General features: G+C 69.1%; 18 protein-coding genes. 7 read left to right on the top strand and 11 right to left on the bottom strand.

All coding sequences use genetic code 11. The features are described 5' to 3' along the window. The first annotated feature begins 106 nt into the window (after positions 1-106). Entirely contained in the window at positions 107-1225 is a 1119-nt protein-coding gene (olsB, locus tag V5F59_RS00535) for a l-ornithine N(alpha)-acyltransferase (RefSeq protein ID WP_393979311.1), read from the top strand. 125 nt (positions 1226-1350) lie between these two features. Continuing rightward, positions 1351-1773 carry an alternative ribosome rescue aminoacyl-tRNA hydrolase ArfB gene (arfB, locus tag V5F59_RS00530; RefSeq protein WP_393979309.1) on the top strand — a complete coding sequence of 141 codons (423 nt, stop codon included), beginning with the start codon at positions 1351-1353 and terminating at the stop codon, positions 1771-1773. Positions 1774-1796: 23 nt separating this feature from the next. Here arfB and recN read toward each other — a convergent pair whose 3' ends face one another. From recN to murB, 8 genes are all read right to left on the bottom strand, one after another. After that, positions 1797-3479, bottom strand: a complete 1683-nt coding sequence (recN, locus tag V5F59_RS00525) for a DNA repair protein RecN (protein WP_393979307.1) — start codon at positions 3477-3479, stop codon at positions 1797-1799. Between the two features lie 6 nt (positions 3480-3485). Beyond that, the gene (locus V5F59_RS00520) at positions 3486-4340 is read right to left on the bottom strand and encodes an outer membrane protein assembly factor BamD (protein WP_393979765.1); all 855 of its coding nucleotides are present in this window, start codon (positions 4338-4340) and stop codon (positions 3486-3488) included. A 473-nt stretch (positions 4341-4813) separates the two neighbouring features. Further along, positions 4814-5749 (bottom strand): UDP-3-O-acyl-N-acetylglucosamine deacetylase, encoded by a 936-nt coding sequence (lpxC, locus tag V5F59_RS00515; RefSeq protein WP_393979305.1) that lies wholly within the window; start codon positions 5747-5749, stop codon positions 4814-4816. A 460-nt stretch (positions 5750-6209) separates the two neighbouring features. After that, positions 6210-8036 (bottom strand): cell division protein FtsZ, encoded by a 1827-nt coding sequence (gene ftsZ, locus V5F59_RS00510; protein WP_393979303.1) that lies wholly within the window; start codon positions 8034-8036, stop codon positions 6210-6212. Positions 8037-8121: 85 nt separating this feature from the next. Then, positions 8122-9447 (bottom strand): cell division protein FtsA, encoded by a 1326-nt coding sequence (ftsA, locus tag V5F59_RS00505; protein WP_393979301.1) that lies wholly within the window; start codon positions 9445-9447, stop codon positions 8122-8124. Then, entirely contained in the window at positions 9444-10403 is a 960-nt protein-coding gene (locus tag V5F59_RS00500) for a cell division protein FtsQ/DivIB (protein WP_393979299.1), read from the bottom strand. Before V5F59_RS00500 ends, ftsA begins: the two co-directional genes overlap by 4 nt. Continuing rightward, positions 10400-11320 carry a D-alanine--D-alanine ligase gene (locus V5F59_RS00495; RefSeq protein WP_393979297.1) on the bottom strand — a complete coding sequence of 307 codons (921 nt, stop codon included), beginning with the start codon at positions 11318-11320 and terminating at the stop codon, positions 10400-10402. Before V5F59_RS00495 ends, V5F59_RS00500 begins: the two co-directional genes overlap by 4 nt. Before the next feature lie 90 nt (positions 11321-11410). After that, a complete protein-coding gene (gene murB, locus V5F59_RS00490) occupies positions 11411-12391 on the bottom strand; it encodes a UDP-N-acetylmuramate dehydrogenase (RefSeq protein WP_393979763.1) in 981 nt (326 codons plus the stop codon). Between the two features lie 141 nt (positions 12392-12532). Here murB and V5F59_RS00485 point away from each other — a divergent pair, with 141 nt between their 5' ends. Next, positions 12533-13207, top strand: coding sequence for a sulfite oxidase-like oxidoreductase (locus tag V5F59_RS00485; protein WP_393979295.1), 675 nt, complete (start codon positions 12533-12535; stop codon positions 13205-13207). On the opposite strand, the gene V5F59_RS00480 is transcribed toward V5F59_RS00485, so the two are convergent. Beyond that, positions 13192-14118, bottom strand: coding sequence for a LysR family transcriptional regulator (locus tag V5F59_RS00480; RefSeq protein WP_393979293.1), 927 nt, complete (start codon positions 14116-14118; stop codon positions 13192-13194). The two genes, V5F59_RS00485 and V5F59_RS00480, sit on opposite strands and share 16 nt — an antisense overlap. Before the next feature lie 151 nt (positions 14119-14269). Here V5F59_RS00480 and V5F59_RS00475 point away from each other — a divergent pair, with 151 nt between their 5' ends. From V5F59_RS00475 to V5F59_RS00460, 4 genes are all read left to right on the top strand, one after another. After that, positions 14270-15124: an alpha/beta hydrolase gene (locus V5F59_RS00475; RefSeq protein ID WP_393979291.1), complete on the top strand. Its 855-nt coding sequence runs from the start codon at positions 14270-14272 to the stop codon at positions 15122-15124. 25 nt (positions 15125-15149) lie between these two features. After that, positions 15150-16421: an efflux RND transporter periplasmic adaptor subunit gene (locus tag V5F59_RS00470; RefSeq protein WP_393979289.1), complete on the top strand. Its 1272-nt coding sequence runs from the start codon at positions 15150-15152 to the stop codon at positions 16419-16421. Positions 16422-16651: 230 nt separating this feature from the next. Next, positions 16652-19864, top strand: coding sequence for an efflux RND transporter permease subunit (locus V5F59_RS00465; RefSeq protein ID WP_393979287.1), 3213 nt, complete (start codon positions 16652-16654; stop codon positions 19862-19864). A gap of 433 nt (positions 19865-20297) precedes the next feature. After that, the gene (locus tag V5F59_RS00460; protein WP_393979285.1) at positions 20298-20603 is read left to right on the top strand and encodes a hypothetical protein; all 306 of its coding nucleotides are present in this window, start codon (positions 20298-20300) and stop codon (positions 20601-20603) included. Between the two features lie 239 nt (positions 20604-20842). Here V5F59_RS00460 and otnK read toward each other — a convergent pair whose 3' ends face one another. Together otnK and ppc are read right to left on the bottom strand one after the other, a co-directional pair. Then, positions 20843-22132, bottom strand: coding sequence for a 3-oxo-tetronate kinase (otnK, locus tag V5F59_RS00455; RefSeq protein WP_393979283.1), 1290 nt, complete (start codon positions 22130-22132; stop codon positions 20843-20845). A 186-nt stretch (positions 22133-22318) separates the two neighbouring features. Then, positions 22319-25096 (bottom strand): phosphoenolpyruvate carboxylase, encoded by a 2778-nt coding sequence (ppc, locus tag V5F59_RS00450; protein WP_393979281.1) that lies wholly within the window; start codon positions 25094-25096, stop codon positions 22319-22321. Between the last annotated feature and the right edge of the window lie 18 nt (positions 25097-25114).

Genomic DNA, 25114 nt, shown 5'->3' with positions numbered 1-25114 from the left:
CCTCATGGCGCGCGGCCACCGAGGCGGCGAAGCCCGCTAAACGCTGGCTTCGCCCCGGATTATCGTTCGGTGACCGCCAGTGGCGGCTCTGGGAGGGGGTCGTTACATGAAACGTTCCGGAGAGACGGAGCCCGGCTTCAACCTGCCAGCCCTCGTCGGGCGCGGGATCGACGTCGCCCGCGACTTGGCCAAGGACTTCGCGAAGGACCTGGCCAGGGATTTCGCCCGGGATCCTGCGGGGCGGCGCGTGCCCTTGTTCGGGACGAGCGGGCCCCTGCCTGCGCCCTTCGAGAAGATTGGCCCCATCTTCGCCGGCGATAAGCCGCTGCTGCCCGCCCCCCAGAAGCTCGTCACCGATTTGCGGGCCTATTCCGGGATCCGTCACAAGGATGCGCTGCCGCATGACGAGGACGGCATCGTCCTCGGTCGCATCGGCGCTCTGGAGGTCCGGCTCGCCCGCACGGCGCGGGATGTGCGCCGCGCGCAACGGCTCCGCTACAAGGTGTTCTACGAGGAAATGTCCGCCGTTCCGGACGCGACGGCGCGCATCGCCCGCCGGGATATGGACAGCTTCGACACCATCTGCGAGCACCTGCTGGTGCTGGATCATGACGCCGGCAAGATGGTGCTCGGCCGTCGCAAGCCCAAGGTCGTCGGCACCTACCGCCTGCTGCGGCAGGAAGTGGCGGGGCGTCATGGCGGTTTCTACACCCAGGGCGAATTCGACGTGACCCGGGTCATCGACACCCATCCGACGCACAAGTTCCTGGAACTTGGCCGCTCATGCGTGCTGAAGCCCTACCGCAACAAGCGCACGGTGGAGCTCCTGTGGCACGGGGTATGGACCTACATCCTGCGCAACAAGATCGACGCCATGTTCGGGTGCGCCAGCCTGGAGGGCACCGACCCGGCGGAGCTCGCGCTGCCGCTTTCGTTCCTTCACCACAATGCGCTGGCGCCGGAGGAATGGCGCGCCCGTGCCATCGACGCCCGCTACGTGGCGATGGATCGGATGGCGAAGGAGGACATCAGCCCGAAGGCGGCGCTGCAGGCGCTTCCGCCCCTCATCAAGGGGTACCTGCGGCTCGGCGGCTTCGTGGGGGACGGGGCGGTGGTGGACCATCAGTTCGGGACCACCGACGTGCTCATCATCCTGCCGGTCTCGGTCATTAGCCCGCGCTATGTGGAGCATTTCGGGCCCACGGCGAATCGCCACGCCATCTGAAGGGCGACGCCCCCAGCCTGGCGGCCACGGCAATCCGCCAGGAACCGGCTCTAGGTGAAAACGGCGGAACGCGTTATCCGTTCAGCCTCACCGCCGGCTGACCGGCCCACGTCCCAAGGTCCGCCATGATCGAGATCACCCCGCGCATCGCCATCTCCGAAGATGAGATCGAGCTTGCGTTCGTGCGTGCATCGGGACCTGGCGGCCAGAATGTGAACAAGGTGTCGAGCGCCGTTCAGCTGCGCTTCGATGCCTGGGGCTCTCCCCATCTGCCGGATGGGGTGAAGGAACGCCTGCCGCGCCTTGCCGGCAAGCGCATGACCCAGGACGGGGTCATCATCATCCAGGCGCAGCGCTTCCGCACCCAGGAGCGCAACCGTGAGGATGCGCTCACCCGCCTGGTGGAGCTGCTGCGCAGCGCCACAATTGTCATGCCAGCCCGCCGGGCCACGCGGCCGACCCTTGCCTCCAAGGAGCGCCGGCTCGCGGCCAAGGAGCGCCGAGGGCATGTGAAGTCCCTGCGGCAGGCCAAGCCTGCGGTCGAGTAAGCCCGCCGCCAGCGAATCCGGCGCTATCGCCCCGCCTTCAGCAGGCGGTCGGCTGCGGCGCGGGCCTCCGGCGTCACGCTTGCGCCGGCCAGCATCCGGGCAATCTCCTCGCGGCGGGTCGAGGCGGTGAGGGGCGCCACCCGCGTCGTGACCGGGGCGTCCTGATCGGGGGCACCGTCGGCCGTTGCCTTGGCGATGAGCAGATGGTGCAGCGCCCGCGCCGCCACCTGGGGGGCATGGGTCACGCACAGCACCTGGACCTTTTGCGCAAGGCGGCCGAGGCGCTGGCCTATGGCGTCGGCCACCGCGCCGCCAACGCCCGTGTCGATCTCGTCGAAGATGAGGGTGGGCGCCGAGCCCCGGTCGGCCAGCACCACCTTCAGCGCCAGCAGGAAGCGCGACAGCTCGCCCCCCGACGCGACCTTCATCAGCGGGCCGGGCCGGGTGCCCGGATTGGTGCGGACCCAGAACTCCACCTGATCATAGCCGTCGGCCCCCGCCGCCTGCGGGTCGCTCGTCACCTTGGTGATGAAGGCGGCGCGCTCCAGCTTCAGGGGGGGCAACTCAGCCCCCACGGCCGCGTCGAGCACGGCTGCGGTCGTGTGGCGTTCCCTGGAAAGCGCATCAGCCGCGGCACGATAGGCGGCTTCCGCCGCCGCCACCTGCTTTTCCAGGCGCGCCAGGGTTGCAGCGCTCTGGTCGAGCCGTTCCAGCTCATCGGAGAAGCGCACGACAATGCCAGGCAGGTCGTCCGGCGTGCCGCCATATTTGCGGGCGGCAGCGCGCAGGGCGAAAAGCCGCTCCTCGATCCGCTCCAGTTCCGCCGGCTCGAAGGCTGCATCGGCAATCGCCGCTTCCAGGTGAGCCCGCGCCGTCTCAAGGGCGTCGAGGGCCTGGTCGATGGCCTCCACCGCCGGCCGCACGAGGTCCTGAGCCTCCCCGGCCCGGCGCTCCAGGCGACGGACGGCGGCGGCCAGCGAAGGAATGGGCGAGGCGCCGCCGGCCACGGCGTCCAGCGCCTCGTCAAGATCGGCGGCGACCTTCTCCGCACGCATCATGCCCGTGCGGCGCTCGGCAAGGGCGGCCTCTTCCCCGGGCTCCGGGGCAAGGGCCTTCAGCTCTTCCACGGCATGGCGGGTGAAATCCGCCTCCCGCGCCGCCGTCTCAAGGCGCTGGCGCTCCGCGCGCGCCTCCGAGTGCGCGGCGCGCCACGCCCGCCAGAGGATGCCCACCCGCTCCGCCTGCGCCGCGACCCCGCCGAAAGCGTCGAGCAGGGTGCGGTGGCTCGCCGGATCCACCAGCGCCCGGTCGTCGTGCTGACCGTGCAGCTCAATGAGGCTCGCGCCGATCTGCCGGAGCGTCTGCACGCTCACCGGCTCCTCGTTCACGCTGGCACGGGTGCGCCCGTCCGCCATCTGGATACGGCGAATCACGAGGGGCCCCTCGTCGGGCAGCTCGGCAGCGGCGAGGACGGCGTGGGCGGGATGGTCGACGGACAGGTCGAAGGTGAGCGTCACCTGCCCCTTCTGCGTCCCGTGGCGAACGAGCGTGCCGTCGCCCCGCCCACCGAGGGCGAGGGATACGGCATCAAGCAGAATGGATTTGCCAGCCCCCGTCTCACCGGTCAGGACCGTGAGGCCCTCGGACAAGGTGAGATCGAGCTTCTCGATAAGGACGATGTCCCGGATCGAGAGCGCAGCCAACATGGATGATCAGCCAAGCCCCGCCTTCTTGAACGCCTGGCTGATCCAGGACGCCTTGTTTTCCTGCGGTTCGGAGCCACCGGCCTGAACCAGCTTGTAGGCGTCCTTATACCACGGACTGTCGGGGAAGTTATAGCCGAGCACGGCGGCAGCGGTCTGCGCCTCGCTCACCACGCCCAGGGCCATATAGGCCTCGGTGAGGCGCATCAGCGCCTCTTCCACCTGGCGGGTGGTCTGATACTGCGTCACCACGATCTTGAAGCGGTTGATGGCACCTGTGTAGTTCCGCTGCTCCAGATAGTAGCGACCGATGGCCATTTCCTTGCCAGCCAGCTGATCGCGCGCCACCTCGATTTTTTTCTTCGCCGTCGCCGCGTATTCCGTATTTGGATACTTGCGCACCACATCCTCAAGGGCATCCAGGGCCTGGCGGGTCTTGCGCTGGTCGCGGCTGATGTCGGGAATGTTCTCGTAGAGGGCCGAGGCAACGAGATACTGCGCATAGGCGGCATCCTGCGAGCCAGGGTAGAGCGCCACGTAGCGGCGGCCCGAGGCAATCGCCTCGTCGTACTTTCCGGCCTCGAAATTGGCGTAGGTGGTCATGATGAGGGATTTGCGCGCCCACTCCGAATAGGGGTGCGTGCGGTCGACATCCTCGAATCGCTTGGCCGCTTTCTCCGGCTCCTGACGCCGCAGGAGGGTCAGACCCTCATTGTAGATCTTCTCCGCAGGCTCATCCGGAATGAGCACGTCGTCCTTGTCGGCGGCGCAGCCGGCAAGGAGCGCGCCCATGGACAGGGTAAGCGCGAGCGCGACGCCACGGACAACAGCGCGCGCGTGCAGGGCCTCGTTAAAGAATCGCATCACGGTTCAGCTTCCGTCCCGCGCCCGATGGCGTTGCTTGTAACTGAGGTGCCGGCCAAGGGAAATCGCGCTCTGCGCAAATCCCCCTTCCCCGGAACCTGGACACCCGATACCCGAGGCCCGAGCCCCGCGCACGCATGCCGCGACCATGTTTCACCCGCAGACGCCTGGACCCCGCCCGTCAAGCTTCGAGGAAAACATGCAGCCTCCGCGCTATAGGGCCTTTCCGTCCGCAATGTGGCGGCCAGGCGGCGGGGATACCGACGGGCCTTCGGGAGCGGGCGAGTGTGTCACTCCCGCAACGCCGGCTCACGATCTTGTCGCAAGAGCGGCCGGAGCCCGATCACCTGGCGGGATCACATGCCTCCGCAGCGTCAACGAAGCTTGATGAGCCTGGCCATGGAGGCCCCACGCGAAAGCAAAAGGCGCCCGAAGTGGCTTCGGACGCCTTTCAGAACCGGAAGGGACGTCGGTCAGATCTCCGGAGCGAAGACCGGTACCGGGCTCGCCACGCCGAGATCCGCGCCCACCACCTCGCGCACCGGACGGGCAGGTGCCTCGACGATGGCATAAGCGGAGCGGTCGGCGAACAGGGCGTCCACCACCTGGAAGTTCAGCTTGTGACCGCCACGGAAGGAGCGATAGCGCGCCAGCAGGGGCATGCCGGCGAGGGCGAGGTCCCCCACCGCATCAAGGGCCTTGTGGCGCACGAACTCGTCGGAGAAGCGCAGGCCGTCGGGATTGATCACGCCGCCCTCGTCGAGGCAGACGGTGTTTTCGAGCGCGGCGCCGCGGGCATAGCCTGCAGCGCGCAGGCGCTCCACATCCTTCAGGAAGCCGAAGGTGCGGGCAGCAGCGAGCTCGCGGCGGAAGACCCCGGGAGACATGGTGGCAGCGAAACGCTGACGACCGATCGCCTCATGGCCGAACTCGATCTCCACCTCAAGGCGGAAGCCGGCGTCGTAGGGCAGAAGCTCACCGAAGGACGCGCCATTCTCGACGCGGACAGGCTTGAGAATCTTGAGATACTTGCGCTTGCCGCGCACCTCGGCCACGCCCACGGCGTCCACGGCGGCGACGAAATCGGCGGCGCTGCCGTCGAGGATCGGAACCTCGGGGCCGTCGATCTCGACGATCGCATTGTCGATCGCAAGCCCGCTGAAGGCGGCCAGCACATGCTCGACGGTGGAAACGAGAGCGCCGGAGCGATCACCCAGAACGGTGGCGAGGTCGGTCGCCTGCACGGAGGTGCGGCTCACGGTGGCCTTGCGGGGCGCCTGGTCGGCGAAGGAACGGATGAAGACGATACCGGTATTCGCGGGAGCTGGCTTCAGGGTGAGGGTCGCTTCGACCCCGGCATGAACGCCGACACCTTTAAGGGCGATCTCGCGAGCCAGAGTGGTCTGCATGTCCGGTGCCGTCCCATTTCCGGGAAGGCTTCGGGGCCTTTGGCCGCCGCATTCCTTCCCACAAACTTTCACCTTGCCTTCCCACTTTCGCCTCGGTTGTACGAAGAAACTGTCAACGCGAGACGTGTGGAACGCTTTTGGTGGGTTGCACCCTAGTCGCCTCGAGGGGCGACGCCAAATCACGCTTGCTTACCCTCTGTTACCAAGCTTACGCGTCAAATTTTCATTAACTATCAGATACTTACCGGACGCGGACCGCGGGCTCCCGCAGAGTTTGTTACACGCTGTGTGAGGCTTCCGCCGCAGTGTCCCGGCGCGAATCGCGCCCCCGGATGCTCCCTCTGCTCCGCATCAACGGACCGCCGGGCAGCGCCCGATTTCGCACACGTCGCACTGCTCCCGAATATGGCAAGCGAACGGCCCGGCAGGCATGCCCGTCGGGCCGTTCGTGATGGATCCGTCAGTTCGCCTGGCGGCGCAGGAAGGCGGGGATCTCCAGCTGGTCGTCCTCATCGCCGCGGTGCGGTGCCGGGCGGGAGGGGACTTCCGCGGCGGGGCGGGCCGGGGGGCGCTTGGCAAACTCCGAGACGGGCTCGCCGGGACGGCCGGGCAGGGTCGGGCGCACGTCGCCGCGGCCTTCCATGCGTGGATCGCCCTGGCGGGGTTCGCCCTGACGCGGATCGCCCTGGCGAGGGTCACCCTGGCGGGGGTCCATGCCGCGCCGGTCGGGAGCCCGCATGCTCGGCTGCTCGCGGCGGACGGGCTCGGGCTCCGGCTCATCGCGGCGACCCACGTGAGCGAGACGCTGCAGCAGGGTCATGCGCTTCTTGTCCGGCTGCGCCTGGGCCACCGGCGGCTCGCCGCGCTGGGCGCGGATCTGGTTCTGGGCGGGCAGCGGCAGCTCGTCCACGCGCGGCATGCGCGGGGACCGCGGGCGCTGGCCCTGCGGCGGAATGTAGGGCGCGAACTCGTCGTCCATCACCGGCGCGGGCTGGGCCGGGGGCTCCGGCTCCGCGAAGTAGGTGTTGGCCTTCGGGGGAGCCGTGCGGATGGTCACGTCGTCGATGGCGACCGCACGCTCGGCCGGGGCCGGCTGGGGGGCGGCCGGAGCGGGCTGAGCCGGCGCGTTCGGCGCGAACGACTGGGGCGACTGGCCCGCATCGTCGAGACCGATCAGGTCGTCGGCGCTGATGGCGGCGACGGCGCTGCGGATCTGCGCCTCGCGGGTCGCCTCGACGGCGGCGCGGCCGGCGTTGGACATCTTGCGGCCGGCGAGCTCGGGGAAGCGGTCGGTGACCGGGGCGAGCTGCTCGGGGATCACGGCCGGATCGATGCCGGTGGCCACCACGGACACGCGGATGATGCCGTCCAGCACCTCGTCGAAGGTGGCGCCGAGAATGATGTTGGCGTCGGGATCCACTTCCTCGCGGATGCGGGTCGCCGCCTCGTCCACCTCGAACAGCGTCATGTCCTTGCCGCCGGTGATGGAGATGAGCAGGCCGCCGGCGCCGCGCATGGAGGTCTCGTCCAGCAGCGGGTTGGCGATGGCGGCTTCCGCCGCCTGCAGGGCGCGCTTCTCGCCGGAGGCCTCGCCGGTGCCCATCATGGCCTTGCCCATGTCGCGCATCACGGCTCGGACGTCGGCGAAGTCGAGGTTGATGAGGCCTTCCTTCACCATCAGGTCGGTGATGCAGGCGACGCCGGAGTAGAGCACCTGGTCGGCCATGGCGAAGGCGTCGGCGAAGGTGGTCTTCTCGTTCGCCACCCGGAACAGGTTCTGGTTCGGGATGACGATGAGGGTATCAACGCTCTTCTGCAGCTCGCTGATGCCGTGCTCGGCGACGCGCATGCGGCGGGCGCCCTCGAAGTGGAAGGGCTTGGTCACCACGCCCACCGTGAGGATGCCGAGCTCGCGGGCGGCGCGGGCCACCACCGGGGCGGCGCCGGTGCCGGTGCCGCCGCCCATGCCGGCGGTGATGAACACCATGTGCGAGCCGGACAGGTGGTCACGGATCTCGTCGATGACTTCCTCGGCGGCGGCGCGGCCGACCTCGGGCTGGGACCCGGCGCCGAGGCCCTCGGTCACCGCCACGCCCATCTGCACCACGCGCTCGGCCTTGGTGAGGGCGAGGGCCTGGGCGTCGGTGTTGGCCACCACGAACTCCACGCCGTGGAGCCCCGAGGTGATCATGTTGTTAACCGCGTTGCCCCCGGCACCACCCACACCGAACACCGTGATCCGGGGACGAAGCTCACGAATGTCGGGCATCTGAAGGTTGATCGTCATGCTTTTGCTCCGTCCCGATCGGCCCTGTCCGCCGCTCGCGAATCCTTGATGACCTCTTTGTTACGGCAGCTTTCGTTAACCATGTCTAAAAGCTGTCCTTCAGCCAGCGTCCGACGCGGCCGAAATAATTCGGGCTTTCGCCCACGACGGCCTGGCGGCGGCGCGGCTCGAAATGCTCGAGGCCGGCCACCTGCGGGTAAACGAGCAGGCCGGCGGTCACTGCGAAAGCTGTGCCGCGCGCCGCTTCCGGAAGGCGCGAGACACCAAGCGGACGGCCGATTCGCACCTGCGGCCCGATGAGCCGCGCCACGAGATCCGCCAACCCCTGCAACTGCGCCGCGCCGCCCGTGAGGACGATGCGCCGCCCCGCGTCACCCGCATGCCCGGAGGCCTTCAGGCGGTCGCGCACCAGCTCCACGATTTCTTCCGCCCGCGGACGGACGATGGTGACGAGGCGCGATTTGGGAACCATGTGCGGCTGGTCGCGCGAATCACCTGACAAGGGCGGCACGGTCAGCATGTCGTGCTCGTCGGAGGAGACGGCCACGACCGCGCCATGCAGCGCCTTCAGGCGCTCCGCGTCGGCGAGCCGCGCGGGCAGGCCGCGGGCCACGTCGTTGGTGATGTGCTGGCCACCCAGCGCCACGCCATCCACATAGAGGCAGTGGCCGCCGGCGACGATGGAGAAGGTGGTCGTTCCCGCCCCCATGTCGATGAGGGTGACGCCCAGTTCCATCTCGTCGTCGGTGAGGGAGGAGAGCGCCGCCGCATAGGGGGCCGCCACCATGGCCTCGATGGTGAGGTGACAGCGCTCCACGCACAGCACCAGGTTCTTGAGCGCGGTGAGGTCCGCCGTGATCACGTGCATGTCGGCGCCGAGCTCGCGGCCCAGCATGCCGCACGGCTCACCGATGCCGCGGCGGCCATCCAGCGAATAGCCCACGGGCAGCGCATGCATCACCGCCCGGCCGTCGCCCACCGCATAGGTCGAGGCGGCTTCCAGCACGCGGCGGATATCGAATTCCTCCACCGCCGGCGCGGTGAGCCGCACCGCGGCCTCATAATGCTGGGAGGCCAGTCGGCCGCCGGAGACGCCAACCACCACCGAGGCGATCTGCACGCCGGAGGCACGCTCGGCCATGTCCACCGCCTGGCGGATAGCCAGCTCGGCCTTGGCCATGTCCACCACCACGCCGCCCTTGATGCCATGGGCGCGGGTGTGGCCGATGCCCAGCACGTCGATGGCGTGGGTGCGCCGGGTCAGCACGTCCGACGCCCCGCGCGGCTTGAGGCGGGCGATGGCGCATACCACCTTGCTGGTGCCGATATCGAGCACGCCCACGATGCCGCTCTTCTTCTGCGGCAGCGGGCGCATCTTCGGCGCGAAGCCCTGGGCGAGCCTCTGCCTCATGCGGGGCCTCCTTTCTTGGCCTTGGCCCGCGCCTTGAGCATCTGGGCACGGGCGTCGGCGGCAGCGTCCGACAGGCGCACCACCACCCGGTCGGGCAGGCGCAGGTCGATGATGGTGATGTCGCGGCTGAGCAGCTTCTTGTCGCGATCGAGATCCATGAGGGCCACCAGCGCCTCGTCCATGCCGGTCTCGGGCAGGCGCACGTCGATGCCGTTGCGCATCTTCAGCGTCCAGCGGCGCTCGGCGACGAGGATGGCGGCCCGCACCTGGTCGCGCAGCGCCGGCAGCCGCGCCAGCGCATCGACGATGTCGCCCACGCGCTTCTCCGCGCCCTCGCCCACCACGATGGGCAGCTGCAGGTAGCGCGAATCATCGGAATAGGGGGCGATGGGGGTGCCGTCGCGGGCGATCACCCGGATCTCGCCGCCACTCTGCCACAAGGCGAAGGCCTGGCGCTCGGCGATCGAGATATCGATGCGGTCGGGGTAGAACTTGCGCACGCTCGCGGACTGGATCCACGGCAGCTGCTCGAGCCGGGCGCGGGTCTCGTCGGCGTTCACGAACAGGATGGAGGTGGAGGACTTGATGCCGGCGGCTTCGAGGATTTCGGCCGGCGTCACGTGATTGTGGCCGGAGATGTTGACTTCCTTGACCTTGAAGCCCGCCACGTTGCCGGCGGCATCGGCGACATCGAGGCCGATTTCCTTAGCGGCTTCCACATGTCCGCCGAGGACGATGCCGTAGACCGAGAAGCCGCCCACCACAGCGAGGGCGAGGAGGCTGGCGCTGCGCCGCCCGAGCCGGGTCGAGCCGAGGCGGACGGTCAGGCGCCGGAGCAGGATGGCCGTGCGGCTCGCCGGGCGCGGTTCCAGGGGAAGGCGCTTGTGACGGCCGGGCGGCGGAGCGGGGACAGGCCGCTGCGCGGACCTTCCCCCATTGCCGGGGCGGGGTCTCAACGCTCCAGCGACGCGTCCTCCACCATCCATGTCACAAGCTCGCCGAATGAGATGCCCGCGTGGGCCGCCAGTTCTGGCACCAGAGACGTCTCGGTCATGCCGGGCTGGGTGTTCACCTCGAGACAGACGAGGCCGGATGCCCCCTCCCTCGCCGGATCGAACCTGAAGTCGCTCCGCGACACCCCCCGGCACCCGAGAGCTCGGTGCGCCGTGAGGCTTAACATCTGCACCCGTTGGTAAATTTCAGGTAAAATGCGGGCCGGAAGGATGTGGCTGGAGCCGCCCGGTGCATACTTGCTTTCGTAATCGTAAAACTTCTGCGTCGACTCGATTTCGATCACCCCAAGGGCTTTGTCGCCCATCACCGCGCAGGTCAGCTCCAGGCCGGCGATGAATTCTTCCACAAGAAGATTTTCTCCATGGGACCAGTCCGGCCGGGTCAACTCCTGCGGCGGATGGGCCTGGTCCTCGCGCACGATGTAGACGCCGACGCTGGAACCGCCCGCATTGGGCTTCAGCACATAAGGCGGGGCCATCACATGGGCCTTCGCCGCGGCGGCGCGGGAGACGATGCCGCCCTTCGCCACCGGCACGCCGGCGGCGGCCAGCATGATTCGCGCCTGCGCCTTGTCCATGGCCAGCGCCGAGGCGAGCACGCCGGAATGGCTGTAGGGAATCCGCAGGATCTCCAGAATGCCCTGGATGGTGCCATCCTCGCCCGGGCAGCCGTGCAGCACGTTGAACGCCACGTCCGGCTTCAGGCGCGCCAGCACCTCGGCCACGTCGCGGCCGACATCCACCTGCGTCACCCGGTAGCCGGCCGCCTCCAGGGCCCTGGCGCAGGCGGCGCCGGAGCGCAGGGAGACTTCGCGCTCGCTGGACCAGCCGCCCATGAGCACCGCCACATGTTTCGCCATAAGCCTATTCCCGTTCTGTTCCGGCCCGTATCGGGCGCCGGGCCTTCCCACCCGGGCGCCACACCATGGCGCCCTCGCCTTGCGGCTTTGCTAATGCCCCGCCGGCGCACCCGCGAGGGGCAGGCCGATGCGCTTGATTTCCCAGTCGAGCGTGACGCCCGATGCCGCCTTCACCCGGCGGCGCACCTCTTCCCCCAGGCCCTCGATCTCGGCCGCAGTGGCCCCGCCCAGGTTGATGAGGAAATTGGTGTGCAACTCGGAGACCTGCGCCCGGCCAATGGTCAGCCCCCGGCAGCCGGCGGCATCCACCAGCTTCCAGGCGCTGGTGCCGGGCGGGTTCTTGAAGGTGGAGCCGCCGGTGCGGCTCTTGATGGGCTGGGTCGCCTCCCGGCTCTCGGTGATCTTCGCCATCTCGGCGGCGATCACGGCGGCGTCCCCCGTCCGCCCCTCGAACACGGCGCGGGTGAAGATCACATCCTCCGGCACGCCGCAATGGCGATAAGTGAAGCCCATGCCGGCGTTGGAGAAGCTCACCTTCTCGCCGGCCCGGGTGACGGCCTCGGCGCGCACCAGCACGTCCCTGGTCTCCCCGCCATAGGCTCCGCCATTCATGCGCAACGCACCGCCGATGGCGCCGGGAATGCCGCGCAGGAAGGAAAAGCCGGCGATGCCCGCATCCGCCGCCGCCCGCGCCACCTTCACATCCGGCACGCCGGCGCCGGCGGTGATGCGGAGGCCCTCCACCTCGATGTCGGTGAAGCCGCGCCCGAGCCGGATGACCACCCCCGGCACGCCGCCATCGCGCACGATGAGGTTGGAGCCGAGGCCGATGACCGTCACCGGCACCTCCGCCGGCAGGCCGGCGAGGAAATAGGCGAGATCGTCCGCGTCCGCCGGCAGGAACAGCACCTGCGCCGGCCCGCCTACCCGGAACCAGGTCAGATCGGCCAAGGAGGCATTGGCGGTGAGGCTGCCGCGCAGCCCCGGAAGGCGCGCAGCGAGGTCCGCGGTGAGATCCGCGAATTGCGGCCCCGCCGCCGTGACACTCGCAGGCTCCTGGGCCACGCTCATTCCGTCCGCCTTGCCGTCCATCCTCGATTGCTGCGGGTGGCTCTCCCATAACAAGGGCGAGAGGGCAAGCTTCCGGCGCATAGGAAGGGCTGGCATGCCGTGGCATCATGGATGCCTATCCCGCTCGCCGGAGCTGCCCCCATGAGCGAACCAACCCGCGAAACCGTTCTGCCGCCAGACACCAAGCTCACCACCACCAAGCAGCGCTGGGCCGAGGAAGGCCGCTTTCTCACCGGCCGCGTCGCCCGCGCGGATACCGAGCGCCTGCCGCCCGGCCAGCATCTGGTGAAAGACTGGCCGGTGCTGGACCTCGGCCTCACGCCGCAGGTGACCCCGACCAACTTCCGCCTCGACGTCACCGGCGCCGTCGAGAACCGCCTGTCCCTGGGCTGGGACGACTTCCGCGCCCTGCCGCAGAGCCGGAACGTGTCCGACATCCATTGCGTGACCACCTGGTCGCGCTACGACAACACCTTCGAGGGCGTCGCGACTCGCGACCTGCTGGATATCATCCGCCCCGCGCCCCATGCGGCGGCGGTGATGCTGCACTCCTCCGACGGCTACACCACCAACCTCCTCCTGGAGGACTTCGCCGCCGAGGACGCGCTCGTGGCCCATTCCTGGGAAGGCGCCCCGCTCACCCGCGAGCATGGCGGGCCGGTGCGCCTCGTGGTGCCGCACCTTTATTTCTGGAAGAGCGCCAAGTGGCTGAAGGGCATCGAGTTCATCGCCCGCGACACTGCCGGCTTCTGGGAGGCGCGGGGCTACCACATGCGCGGCGACCCCTGGGCCGAGGAGCGTTATTCGGACGACTGAAGCCGCCGCGCCAGGTCCAGGCGGGCGAAGAGCTCCGCCGTCCAGTCCACGAAGACGCGCAGGCGGCTCGTGAGATGGCGGGTGGGCGGGTAGACCACATGCACCGGCATCTCGCCCGCGCTCCAGTCCGTCAGCACCGGCACCAGCGCGCCAGAGCGCACATGGTCCTCCACCATGAACAGCGGCGACACCATGATGCCGAGCCCCTCGAGCCCCGCCGCCACATAGGCGTTGCCGTCATTCGTGGCCACCTGGTAGCGGCCGGACACCACCAGTTCCTCCCCGTCGCGCTCGAACTCGAGGGGAAAGGAACGGCCGGTTTGTGCGCTGAAATAGCGGAGGGTGTGGTGGCACTCGTCCAGCTCCAGCGGATGGGCCGGCATGCCGTGGCGGGCGATGTAGGACGGCGCCGCCACCGTCACGAAATGCATCTCCCCGATGCGCCGGGCGATGAGGTTGGGATCCTGGATCTCGCCCACGCGGATCACGCAGTCCACATTCTCGCCGAGCAGGTCCACCGGCCGATCGGTGCAGCCCACGTCGAGCATGATGTCGGGATGGCGCGCGAAGAACTCGGGCAGCGCCGGAATGAGGATGCGGGTCGCGAGGGAGGGTGAGATGTCGATGCGCAGCCGCCCGCGCGGAACGGCCTGGGCGGAGGACAGCGACCCGTCCAATTCGGCGAGGTCGGCGAGGATGACAAGCGCCCGCTCGTAATAGGCGGCCCCGTCCGGCGTGACGATGACGCGCCGCGTGGTGCGGTTGAGCAGGCGCGTGCGCAAGTGGCCCTCCAGCGACTGCACGTGCTTGGTGAGGGTCGCCTTGGGCATGTCGAGGAGCGCGGCGGCGCGGGTGAAACTGCCCGTCTCCACCACCTGCACGAACGCCCGCATTGCAGCAAGCTGGTCCATGAACGTCCGATCAGCCTCCCGGAAATACGCCTATTGTTCACCTGCAGGAACAATGTGGTCAAGAAGGAGGCATTTATCCGGCAGTCGCCCCAAAATATGTTTGGTGCACTGCATAAGGCCGCTCCTTCGGCCAACCCTTCGGACGACGACCATGACAACCCACTGGCGCGACATCGCAATCGAGACGGAAGCTGGCGCCCTGCCGGCCCGCCTCTATGGCGACAGGCCCGGAAAGGGCGCTGCCCCGTTGGTGCTGCACCTTCACGGCGGCGCCTTCACCGGCGGCACGCTGGAGGGCGGCGCCTGCATCGCGGCGCTCCTGGCCGCCGCCGGTGCGGTGGTGGTGTCGGCGGACTATCCGCTCGCCTGCGAGCATCCGTTTCCGTTCGCCCTGACCACCGCATTCGCTGCGCTCGGCGCCCTCTACGGCCGGCGCGCCGACCTCGCCGGGCGCGGCGCCCCGCTTTATGTGGCGGGGGAGGAAGCGGGTGGCAACCTCGCCGCCGGCCTCGCCATGATGGCGCGTGACCAGCAGCATCCGCCGCTCGCCGGCCAGATCCTCGTGTCGCCCATGCTTGACCCGAGCCTCGCCACCGCCTCCCTGCGCGCGGCGGAGGCCGGCGCCTGCGGCTGCAAGTATGCGGACGGCTGGCAGAAATATCTCGGCTCCCCCGACAAGGCCGCCCACCCCTATGCCGCGCCGCTCGCCTCCTCCCGCCTCAAGGGCCTGCCGCCGGCACTGGTGGTGAGCGCGCAGGACTGCCCGCTGCGGGACGAGGCGACCCGCTATGCCCGGGTGCTGGAGCAGTCGGGGGTCGCGACCGAGCTCGATCTCCTGCCCGGCCCGACCCATTGGCCCGACAACCTGACACAGCCGCCCGAAGGCACGGCTGCGGCGCTCGACGCATCGCCCCCCTGCTGGAGCGAGGCGCTGCGGACCCTCTTTTCCCGTTTCTTCGCTTCGACACGCCCCGGTCGGCGCAAGCCGGTCGCGAACGTCCTCTGATCGCACAGCCCCAGGATCGCTCCCCATGATCGACCCGAACACCGCCCCGAACGCTACCGACACCCGGACCGTGGCCGCCTCACCGCAGGCCCGGAACGGCACGCGGCTACGCAACGCCCTGCTCCTCGCGACGGTCGCCGCCGGCACCGCCTTCGTCCTCCTCTACGGCCCGGCGCAGACCGGCGCCCACGCCGAGAAGGCCGCTGCCACGCCCGCCGCTCCCCCGGCGGTGCAGGTGTCGGTGGCCACGGTGGAACCGCGCGAGGCCCGCCTGTTCGACACCTTCTCCGGCCGACTGGAGGCGGTGGAGCGGGTGGAGGTGCGCTCGCGGGTCGCCGGCGCCATCAAGGCCATCCATTTCCGCGAGGGCGCGCTGGTGAAGGCCGGCGAGCTGCTCGTGTCCATCGATCCCGAGCCCTTCGAGGCGGATGTGGACGAGGCCGAGGCCCAGGTCACCGCCGCCCAGGCCCGCGTGGAACTGGCTCACAACGAGCTGGAACGGGGCGAGAAGCTCTTCACCACCCGCACGCTCTCCCAGCGCGACCTTGACGAGCGCCTGAACGCTCAGCGCGCCGCCGAGGCGAGCCTGCGGGCCATGCAGGCCAAGCTCACTGCTGCAAAGCTCAATCTCTCCTATACCCGCGTGCGCGCGCCGGTGTCCGGCCGGGTGGGCAAGGCGGAGATCACGGTGGGCAATCTCGTTGCCGCGGGCCCCGGCGCGCCGGTGCTCACCACGCTGGTCTCGGTGGATCCCATCTATGCCAGCTTCAGTGCTGACGAGGCCACCGTCGCCCGCGCCCTCGCCGGCCTCGGCAGTGGCGGCGACGTCTCCGACCGGCTCGACCGGATCCCCGTGCTCATGACCACCTCCGCGGGCGGCATGTCGGTGGAAGGGCACATGCAGCTGGTGGACAACCAGGTGGACACCCGCACCGGCACGGTGCGGGTGCGCGCCCGCTTCGCCAATCCCGACGGCCGGCTCCTGCCCGGCCAGTTTGCCCGCCTGGAGATGGGCCAGCCGAACGCCGAGCCGGCCCTGCTGGTGAGCGAGCGCGCGGTGGGCACGGACCAGGACAAGAAATTCGTCTTCGTGGTGGATGCCGCCAACAAGGCCGTCTGGCGCGAGGTGACCCTCGGCGCTCCGGTGGACGGGCTGCGCGTGGTCACCAGCGGCCTTTCCGCCGGCGAGCGCATCGTGGTCAACGGCCTCCACCGCGTGCGTCCCGGTGCCCTGGTGGCGCCGGAGGCCGTGCCGATGCGCGTGACGGAAGCGGCACCGTCCAGTCGGGCCAACTGACCCCGCGCATCGCAGACATCGAGTTTCGTTCCCTCTCTCCCCGGCGCCGGCCGCATCCGGTTTCGGACGGGAGAGGGTTGGGTGAGGGGTGCGCTGGGAGCCTCGCCCCGGCGACCGGCGCAACCCTCACCCGCCTTCTTGCCGCCCCGGCCCTGCCGGCCGGGGAATGAGCCGCTTCGTTCCGCGTTTCCGCGAAATCCGTTCCATCCGCACCGCGGAGGGAGGGTGCCATGAACCTGTCCCGTTTCTTCATCGACCGCCCCATCTTCGCGGGCGTGCTCTCGGTCCTCATCTTCCTCGCCGGCCTCATCGCCATGCGGGCCATGCCGATCTCGGAATATCCGGAGGTGGTGCCGCCGCAGGTGGTGGTGCGCGCCACCTATCCCGGCGCCAACCCCAAGGTGATCGCCGAGACCGTCTCGACCCCGCTGGAGGAGGCCATCAACGGCGTCGAGGACATGCTCTACATGTCCAGCCAGGCCACCACCGACGGCCTGATGACGCTGACCGTCACCTTCCGCCTCGGCACCGATCCGGACAAGGCCCAGCAGCTGGTGCAGAACCGCATCTCCCAGGCCGAGCCGCGCCTGCCGGAGGAAGTGCGGCGCCTCGGCGTCACCACCGTGAAGTCCTCGCCCGACCTCACCATGGTGGTGCACCTCATCTCCCCCAACAACCGCTACGACACCACCTACCTGCGCAACTACGCGGTTCTGAACGTGAAGGACCGCCTCGCCCGCATCGAGGGCGTGGGGCAGGTGCAGCTGTTCGGCGCCGGCGACTATTCCATGCGCATCTGGCTCGACCCGCAGAAGGTGGCCGAGCATGGCCTGTCCGCGGCCGACGTGGTGCGCGAGATCCAGGCCCAGAACGTGCAGGCGGCCGCAGGCGTGGTGGGCGCCTCGCCCGGCCAGAAGGGCCTCGACCTCCAGCTCTCGGTAAACGCGCAGGGGCGCCTCGCCAGCGAGGAGGAATTCGCCAACATCGTCGTGAAGAGCGGCGCGAACGGCCAGATCGTGCTCCTGAAGGACATCGCCCGCATCGAGCTCGGCGCCTCCGAATATGCCTTGCGCTCGCTGCTCAACAACACCCAGGCGGTGGCGGTGCCGATCTTCCAGGCGCCGGGCTCCAACGCCATCCGCATCGCCGACGACACCCGCCGGGTGATGGAGGAGATCAAGCAGAACATGCCGGAGGGGGTGGACTATTCCATCGTCTATGACACCACCCAGTTCGTGCGCGCCTCCATCGACGCCGTGGTGCATACCCTTCTGGAGGCGGTCGCCCTGGTGGTGCTGGTGGTGATCGTGTTCCTCCAGACCTGGCGGGCCTCCATCATCCCGCTGCTCGCCGTGCCGGTCTCCATCGTCGGCACGTTCGCGGTGATGCACGTTTTCGGCTTCTCCATCAATGCCCTGACCCTGTTCGGGCTGGTGCTCGCCATCGGCATCGTGGTGGATGACGCCATCGTCGTGGTGGAGAACGTGGAGCGCAACATCGAGGGCGGGCTCTCGGCGCGGGAGGCCACCTACCGGGCCATGCAGGAGGTGTCGGGCCCCATCATCGCCATCGCTCTCGTGCTGATCGCGGTGTTCGTGCCGCTGGCCTTCATCACCGGGCTGACGGGCCAGTTCTACAAGCAGTTCGCCCTCACCATCGCCATCTCGACGGTGATCTCCGCCATCAACTCCCTGACCCTGTCCCCCGCCCTCGCCGCCCTGCTGCTGAAGGGGCATGATGCGCCGAAGGACCGGCTCACGCGGTTCATGGACTTTGCTTTCGGCTGGTTTTTCAGCGGCTTCAACAAGGCCTTCACCCGTGGCTCGGCAGCCTATGGCGGGGCGGTGAAGCGGGTGATCGCCCACAAGGCGATCATGCTGGGGCTCTATCTGGTGCTGGTGGGGCTGACGGTGGTGGTGTTCCGCGCCGTGCCGCCCGGCTTCGTGCCGGGGCAGGACAAGCAGTATCTCGTTGGTTTTGCCCAGCTTCCCGACGGCGCCACCCTCGACCGGACGGAAGAGGTGATCCGCAAGATGAGCGACATCGCCCTCGCCACGCCGGGGGTGAAGTCGGCCATCGCCTTCCCGGGCCTGTCCATCAACGGTTTCACGAATTCGTCGAACTCAGGCATCGTCTTCGTCGGCCTGGACGAGTTCGAGCACCGCCGCGCGCCGGCCCTCGGCGGCAATGCCATCGCTTTGGAGCTGAACAAGAAGTTCGCCGTCATCCCGGACGCGCTGATCGCCATGTTCCCGCCCCCGCCGGTTCAAGGCCTCGGCACCATCGGCGGATTCAAGTTCCAGATCGAGGATCGCGCCGGCCTCGGATACGAGGCGCTGGACGGGGCGACCAAGGCCTTCCTCGGCGCGGCGATGAAGGCCCCCGAGCTTGCCGGCCTGTTCTCCTCCTACCAGGTGAACGTGCCCCAGCTCTTCGCCGACATCGACCGGGTGAAGGCCCGCCAGCTGGGCGTCGCGGTCACCGACGTGTTCGAGACCATGCAGATCTATCTCGGCTCGGCCTATGTGAACGACTTCAACAAGTTCGGCCGTACCTACACGGTGCGGGTGCAGGCGGACGCCCCGTTCCGCGCCCGGCCAGAGGATATCGGCACCCTGAAGGTGCGCTCGGCCTCCGGCGAGATGATCCCGCTCTCCGCGCTGCTCAAGGTGCGGTCCGCGGCGGGGCCGGAGCGGGCCATGCGCTACAACGGCTTCCTCTCGGCGGACGTGAACGGCGGGGCCGCCCCCGGCTTCTCCTCCGGCGAGGCGCAGCAGGCGGTGGAGCGCATCGCGAAGGAGACCCTGCCCAAGGGCTTCTCCTTCGAATGGACCGAGCTGACCTACCAGGACATCCTGGCCGGCAACTCGGCGGTGTGGGTGTTTCCGCTGGCCATCTTCCTGGTCTTCCTGGTGCTGGCCGCCCAGTATGAGAGCCTGATGCTGCCGCTCGCCATCATCATGATCGTGCCCATGGGCCTGCTCGCGGCGCTCACGGGGGTGTGGCTGGCGGGCGGGGAGAACAATGTCTTCACCCAGATCGGGCTCGTGGTGCTGGTGGGCCTCTCGGCCAAGAACGCCATCCTGATCGTGGAGTTCGCCCGCGAGCTGGAGTTCGCCGGCCGCACCCCGGTGGCCGCCGCCATCGAGGCGAGCCGGCTGCGGCTCCGGCCCATCCTCATGACCTCGCTCGCCTTCATCATGGGCGTGGTGCCGCTCGTCACCTCCATCGGCGCGGGGGCCGAGATGCGGCAGGCCATGGGCATCGCGGTGTTCTCGGGGATGATCGGCGTCACGCTCTTCGGCATCGTGCTGACGCCGGTGTTCTACGTGATGCTCCGGGCGTTGTCGGGCAACCGGCCGCTCACCCAGCACGGCCACGGGACGATGGAAGGCCCGGGCCCTGCCCCGGCCCATCCCCCGGCGCTCCAGCCGGGAGAGTGAGGGCGGGGCGCCAAGCCGGCGCCCGAGCCCGAGCCTCTACGCAGCAGCCCCGGCTTCCGCAAAGCCGGGGCTTTTCGCGTGTGCTCCCCTTCCACCGCGCGCCGCGCGGATATCGCCATCCGACGGGACGTCCGGCGCTTGCAGACGCGGCAAACCCGTCGCCCCACGCCCAATATTCACATTCATTTGTTGGCAAATGATATGAGTATTCGCGCGCGTTTACTGGGCATGCACCTTCTTTCCTCACCAGATCACGCGTGCACCGATGCAATCTTTGCCCTGCAAATTTCACAATGACAATTTTGTTATTCCAAATCACACGACGTCGTGACTTGTGAAATTCAGGCGAATACATAAATTCCAACATCGAAGGAGCGAAGCAGTCTTGCCCCGTTCCCCGCCCGGATCTTTCGGGTTGGATAGGAAAACGACCATGAAGACCAAGATGACTTCCAAGATCCTTGCTGCGGCCCTGATCGCCACCAGCCTTTCCGCTGCGACGTCTTCCGCTTTCGCCGACGAATACATCTCGGCGCAGAACAAGGAATCCTACGCGGTGGCCGCCGGCCGCTACGATGACCAGGCCACGTTGCCGGCGAATGCCGCGCCCACCAGCTACGAGCGCGGCGCCCACCCGCACGGGACCCACGCGCCGGCCGTCGCCGCGACCCAGCAGGCCCCCGTCTCCGGCCCCTTCTCCGACACGGACCCCCATTCCGGCCCGGCCCACAACGACTGAACCACCGCGCCGCGCAACGGCGCATGAAAAGACCCGGCGCGGACGACACTGCCCCCCGTCCGCGCCGGGTCTTTTCGACTTTCGAAGAGGCCGCCATCCAGTGGCCTGTCCGGGGCACCCCCGGCACCGATTGCGCGCTTGCAAGGCCGCGGCGCCAAGCGGGACGCAAAGTGGATCCCCGCCCCTCGCGGCCGCACTCCCCTCCTGCGCCGGTGACCCGGCAGCCCCCTCCCCGCCCCTCAGGCGACGCCCATCATCGCGAGCGCCTTGCCGAAGAAGTCCGGTCCGCCGAAATTGCCGGACTTCAGCGCCAGCAGCATGGGCGCACCCGCCTGTCCTTCCGTCCGCAGCAGCGGGACGCCCGCAGCGATCTCCGGCCCCACCAGGAAGGCGGGCAGCTTCAGCCGGTCCACGCTCGCGCCCGAGGTCTCGCCGCCCGCGATGACGAGGCGGCGCACCCCAGCCCCGACCAGCCCCTGCGAAATGGCGGCGGTGCCGTGCTCCACCGCCAGGCCTGCGGCGGTGCGGCCGAAGCGGGCCTGCACCTCCGCCACCTTCTGCGGATCGGCGCTGGCGGCGATGAGAACGGGACCGGTCCCGAGGCGCTCCCTCGCCCAGGCCAGGGCCTCGGCCACCTCTTCGTCCGGGTGGGTCACGAGGCGCTCGGCGGACAGGCGCAGCACCGGCATTGTCGCTTCAGCCACCGCGATCTGCTCCAGCGTCGCCGCCGAGCAGCTGCCGGCGACCGCCGCCGCCAGCCCGCCGATGCCCCTGGCGATGGCGGCGCTGTCGATCGCCTGGCGGATCACCCGCCCTTCGGCCACCATCGCCCGGGCGAGGCCCAGGCCGAGGCCTGAGGCACCGGTGGACAACGGCAGGGCCGCCGCTGCCGTGCCGATGGCCTCGAGATCGGAATCGAACACCGCATCCACGATGGCCGCCGTGCGCCCGTCCAGCGCCAGCTGCTCCAGCCGCGCCGCCACCGCATGGGCCCCGGCCACGACCTCCTTCAGGGGCACGAGGCCGACCCGGCCCGCGCTCTGGCGGCCGAGCACCCGCTTCAGGTCCGAATCCGTCATGGGGTTGAGTGGATGGTCCTTGAGCGGGCTCTCGTCCAGCGGCACGGTGCCGACAAAGAGATGGCCCATGTAGACGGTGCGCCCTGTCTCCGGAAACGCCGGCGTCACCGGCACGATGGCGGCGCCCGTGGCGGCGCGCAGCGCATCGGTGACGGGCCCGATGTTGCCCGCATCGGTGGAATCGAAGGTGGAGCAGACCTTGAACAGGATGTGCGAGGCCCCGCGCGCCTTCAGCCACGCACAGGCCGCAAGCGACATGGCCACCGCCTCGTCCGCGGGGACCGAGCGGCTCTTCAGCGAGACCACCACCGCATCCGCGTCGGGCAGCGCGAGGGCGGCGTCCGGCACGCCAATGGTCTGGAGCGTGCGCACGCCTTCCCGGGTGAGGGTGTTCGCAAGGTCGGAGGCGCCGGTGTAGTCGTCGGCGATGACGCCGAGGGTGAGGGGCATGGCGGGGTCCCTGGGCCTGTCGTTCTTGTTCGGCGCGCGCCTCCGTCGCGGAGGCATGCGCCCGTTCTAATCGTTTTGAGTAGAGCGCGAACCGGCGCCGCGGGGAAGAGGCCGGGTGCAGCAGCCCGGCCATCCACGCCCCGCCGCCAGGCTCGACCTTCTGACGTTGGGGCAAGCCGCGAGGCGTCAGCCCGAGTTCCTGAGCCCCGCCGAGATGCCGTTGATGGAGAGCTGGATGCCGTGCAGCACCTTGTCGTCGCCGGGGCTGGCGCGGTGCTGGCGCAGGAGCTCGATCTGCAGGTGGTTGAGCGGATCGAGATAAGGGAAGCGGTTGCGGATGGAGCGGTCCAGCAGCGGGTTGCCGGCGAGCAGCTTCTCCTGCCCCATGATGGAGTTCAGGTGCTTCAGCGTCAGCTCATATTCGGCGCGGATGCGGCCGAAGATCTCGGCGCGCAGCTTTTCGTCCGGCACCAGCTCCGCATAGCGCGAGGCGATGGCGAGGGAGCTCTTCGCCAGCACCATGTCCATGTTGGACAAAAGGGTGCGGAAGAAGGGCCATTCCCGATACATGGCCTGAAGGAAGGAGAGGCCATAATCCGGCCGGCGCTCGGCGAAGGCCTCCACCGCCGTGCCAAAGCCGTACCAGGCCGGCAGCATGAGGCGGCACTGGGCCCAGGAGAATACCCAGGGGATGGCTCTGAGCGAGGAGATGGAACGCGTCTTCGCCCGCGAGGCGGGGCGCGAGCCGATGTTCAGCGTGGCGATCTCGCTGATGACGGTGGAAGACCAGAAATAGTCCTCGAACCCCTCGGTCTCGTAGACGAGGTTGCGGTAGGCGCCGAACGCCGTGTCCGAGATTTCCTCCATGGCGGTGAGGAATTCGGTGCGCGGCGCATTGTGCTGCGGCTGGAGGAGCGAGGCCTCCAGCGTCGCCGAGACCAGGATCTCCAGGTTCCGCCGGCCCACGTCCGGGTTGGAATATTTGGAGGCGATGATCTCGCCCTGCTCGGTGATGCGGATCTGTCCGTTCACCGCCCCGCCCGGCTGGGCGAGGATGGCGTCGTAGCTCGGCCCGCCGCCGCGGCCCACCGAGCCGCCGCGGCCGTGGAACAGGCGCAGGCGCACGCCGTGCGCGCGGAACACCTCGATGAGGCCGATCTCCGCCTTGTACAGCTCCCAGCCAGAGGTGACGAAGCCGCCGTCCTTGTTGGAATCCGAATAGCCGAGCATCACCTCCTGCTCGTCGCCGCGGCTCGCCACCAGGCGGCGATAGGCGGGGATGGAGAAGGCCCGCTCCATCACCCTGGCGCTGGCCTTCAGGTCCGAGATGGTCTCGAACAAGGGGATGACGTTGACCTCGCTCGAGAGCTGGCCCTCGGCATCGATGGTGACGAGGCCCACCTCCTTCAGCAGCAGCGCCACCTCCAGGAGGTCGGACACGCCCTCGCCCTTGGAGATGATGGCGTTGGGGATCACCTCGCGCCCCAGCGCCCGGTGGGCGGCGGCGGCGGCGGCGAAGATGGCGAGCTCCGAGCGCGTCTCGTCCGAATAGGCGATGAAGGGCGAGGCCAGCGGCCGGGCGGTGGCGAGCTCCTTCAGGAGCAAGGCGATGCGCGCCTCCTCGTCGAGGCCGGAATAGGCGGTGCCGGGGGCCACCTTCTCGAACAGCTCGCCCACCACCCGCTCGTGCACGTCGGAATTCTGCCTGAGGTCCAGGCAGGCGAGGTGGAAGCCGAAGCAGTCCACCGCCCGGCGCAGCCGGCGCAGGCGCCCGCGCGCCAGCACTTTCGACCCGTTGGCGCAAAGCGAGTCGCTGATGATTTCGAGGTCGGCCTTCAGCTCCTGGGCCGTGGCATAGGGGGCAAGCGTGTCCGCCCCCGCCTCCTCGGCGCGCAGGTGGCGCGCGGTGGAGCGCAGGCGCCCGAGCACATAAGCGAGGGCGAGCCGGTAGGGCTCCTCCCGGTGCTCCTGGGAGCGATCGGGGGAGCGGTCCGCGAGCGCGGTGAGCGCATCGGATACGCTGACCAGCCGCGCCGCCAGCGACAGCTCGGCGCCCAGCTCCGTCAGCTCCTGCTCGTAGAAGGAGAGGATGCGGTCGCGATGGAGGCGCACGGCCTGCTCCAGCACCTCGGCAGTGACGAAGGGGTTGCCGTCGCGGTCGCCGCCGATCCAGCTGCCGATGCGCAGGAAGGAGGGCAGCGCCACCTCCGCCCCGTCGCGCGAGAGGTGGTCCTCGATGGTGCAGTAGAGCCGCGGCAGCTCGGAGAGGAAGGTGTAGTCGTAATAGGAGAGGCCGTTCGCCACCTCGTCCAGCACGGTCAGCTTGATGCGCCGCAGCAGCGCCGTCTGCCACAAGGTGAGCACCGCGCGGCGCAGCGTCTCCTCGTCCTCCGCCTGCTCCTGCGGGGTGGGGACGATGCGCTCGCGGCGGTCGAGCAGGCCGGCGATCTCTATCTCGCGGTTGAGCGTGCTCTTGCGGCGGACCTCGGTGGGGTGGGCGGTGAGCACCGGGCTCATGCGCGCGCCGGAGAAGAAGCCGGCGAGCGCCTCGGCGCCGATCCCCTGCGCCTCGGCGCGGGCGAAGGAATAGGCGAGGCTGCCCGCGCGCGGGGCCGAGCCGCCGATGGCATGGGCCCGGTTGCGGCGGATGTGGTGCTCGTCCTCGGCGATGTTGGCAAGGTGCGAGAAATAGCTGAAGGCGCGAATGATATCGAGGGAGCGATCGGCGGACAGCCCGCCCAGCAGCGCGGACAGCTCGACCCGCGCCGCCTCGTCGTCGTCGCGGTGGAAGCGGATGGACATCTGGCGGATGCGCTCGACGAGGTCGAACACCTCCTCGCCCTGCTGCTCGCGCACCGTGTCGCCGAGGATGCGACCCAGCAGACGGATGTCGTCACGCAGGGGCTGATCCTTCACGTCCTCGGCGTCCCGCTCCGCCTGCTTCGCCCAAACCGCGCTCGTCATCCCCTGTCCTCTCCCCCG

It is taken from the genome of Xanthobacter nonsaccharivorans, from assembly GCF_043194755.2.
Taxonomy (GTDB): domain Bacteria; phylum Pseudomonadota; class Alphaproteobacteria; order Rhizobiales; family Xanthobacteraceae; genus Xanthobacter; species Xanthobacter autotrophicus_G.
Note: the sequence above shows the minus strand (reverse complement) of the source record. Positions and strands in the feature narration are given on the sequence as shown.

What these genes read in the sequence shown, in the direction of transcription:
- olsB (WP_393979311.1), top strand. Translation starts at nt 107, where the DNA reads ATGAAACGTTCCGGAGAGACGGAGCCCGGCTTCAACCTGCCAGCCCTC.
- arfB (WP_393979309.1), top strand. Translation starts at nt 1,351, where the DNA reads ATGATCGAGATCACCCCGCGCATCGCCATCTCCGAAGATGAGATCGAG.
- recN (WP_393979307.1), bottom strand. Translation starts at nt 3,479, where the DNA reads ATGTTGGCTGCGCTCTCGATCCGGGACATCGTCCTTATCGAGAAGCTC.
- V5F59_RS00520 (WP_393979765.1), bottom strand. Translation starts at nt 4,340, where the DNA reads ATGCGATTCTTTAACGAGGCCCTGCACGCGCGCGCTGTTGTCCGTGGC.
- lpxC (WP_393979305.1), bottom strand. Translation starts at nt 5,749, where the DNA reads ATGCAGACCACTCTGGCTCGCGAGATCGCCCTTAAAGGTGTCGGCGTT.
- ftsZ (WP_393979303.1), bottom strand. Translation starts at nt 8,036, where the DNA reads ATGACGATCAACCTTCAGATGCCCGACATTCGTGAGCTTCGTCCCCGG.
- ftsA (WP_393979301.1), bottom strand. Translation starts at nt 9,447, where the DNA reads ATGAGGCAGAGGCTCGCCCAGGGCTTCGCGCCGAAGATGCGCCCGCTG.
- V5F59_RS00495 (WP_393979297.1), bottom strand. Translation starts at nt 11,320, where the DNA reads ATGGCGAAACATGTGGCGGTGCTCATGGGCGGCTGGTCCAGCGAGCGC.
- murB (WP_393979763.1), bottom strand. Translation starts at nt 12,391, where the DNA reads ATGAGCGTGGCCCAGGAGCCTGCGAGTGTCACGGCGGCGGGGCCGCAA.
- V5F59_RS00485 (WP_393979295.1), top strand. Translation starts at nt 12,533, where the DNA reads ATGAGCGAACCAACCCGCGAAACCGTTCTGCCGCCAGACACCAAGCTC.
- V5F59_RS00480 (WP_393979293.1), bottom strand. Translation starts at nt 14,118, where the DNA reads ATGGACCAGCTTGCTGCAATGCGGGCGTTCGTGCAGGTGGTGGAGACG.
- V5F59_RS00475 (WP_393979291.1), top strand. Translation starts at nt 14,270, where the DNA reads ATGACAACCCACTGGCGCGACATCGCAATCGAGACGGAAGCTGGCGCC.
- V5F59_RS00470 (WP_393979289.1), top strand. Translation starts at nt 15,150, where the DNA reads ATGATCGACCCGAACACCGCCCCGAACGCTACCGACACCCGGACCGTG.
- V5F59_RS00465 (WP_393979287.1), top strand. Translation starts at nt 16,652, where the DNA reads ATGAACCTGTCCCGTTTCTTCATCGACCGCCCCATCTTCGCGGGCGTG.
- V5F59_RS00460 (WP_393979285.1), top strand. Translation starts at nt 20,298, where the DNA reads ATGAAGACCAAGATGACTTCCAAGATCCTTGCTGCGGCCCTGATCGCC.
- otnK (WP_393979283.1), bottom strand. Translation starts at nt 22,132, where the DNA reads ATGCCCCTCACCCTCGGCGTCATCGCCGACGACTACACCGGCGCCTCC.
- ppc (WP_393979281.1), bottom strand. Translation starts at nt 25,096, where the DNA reads ATGACGAGCGCGGTTTGGGCGAAGCAGGCGGAGCGGGACGCCGAGGAC.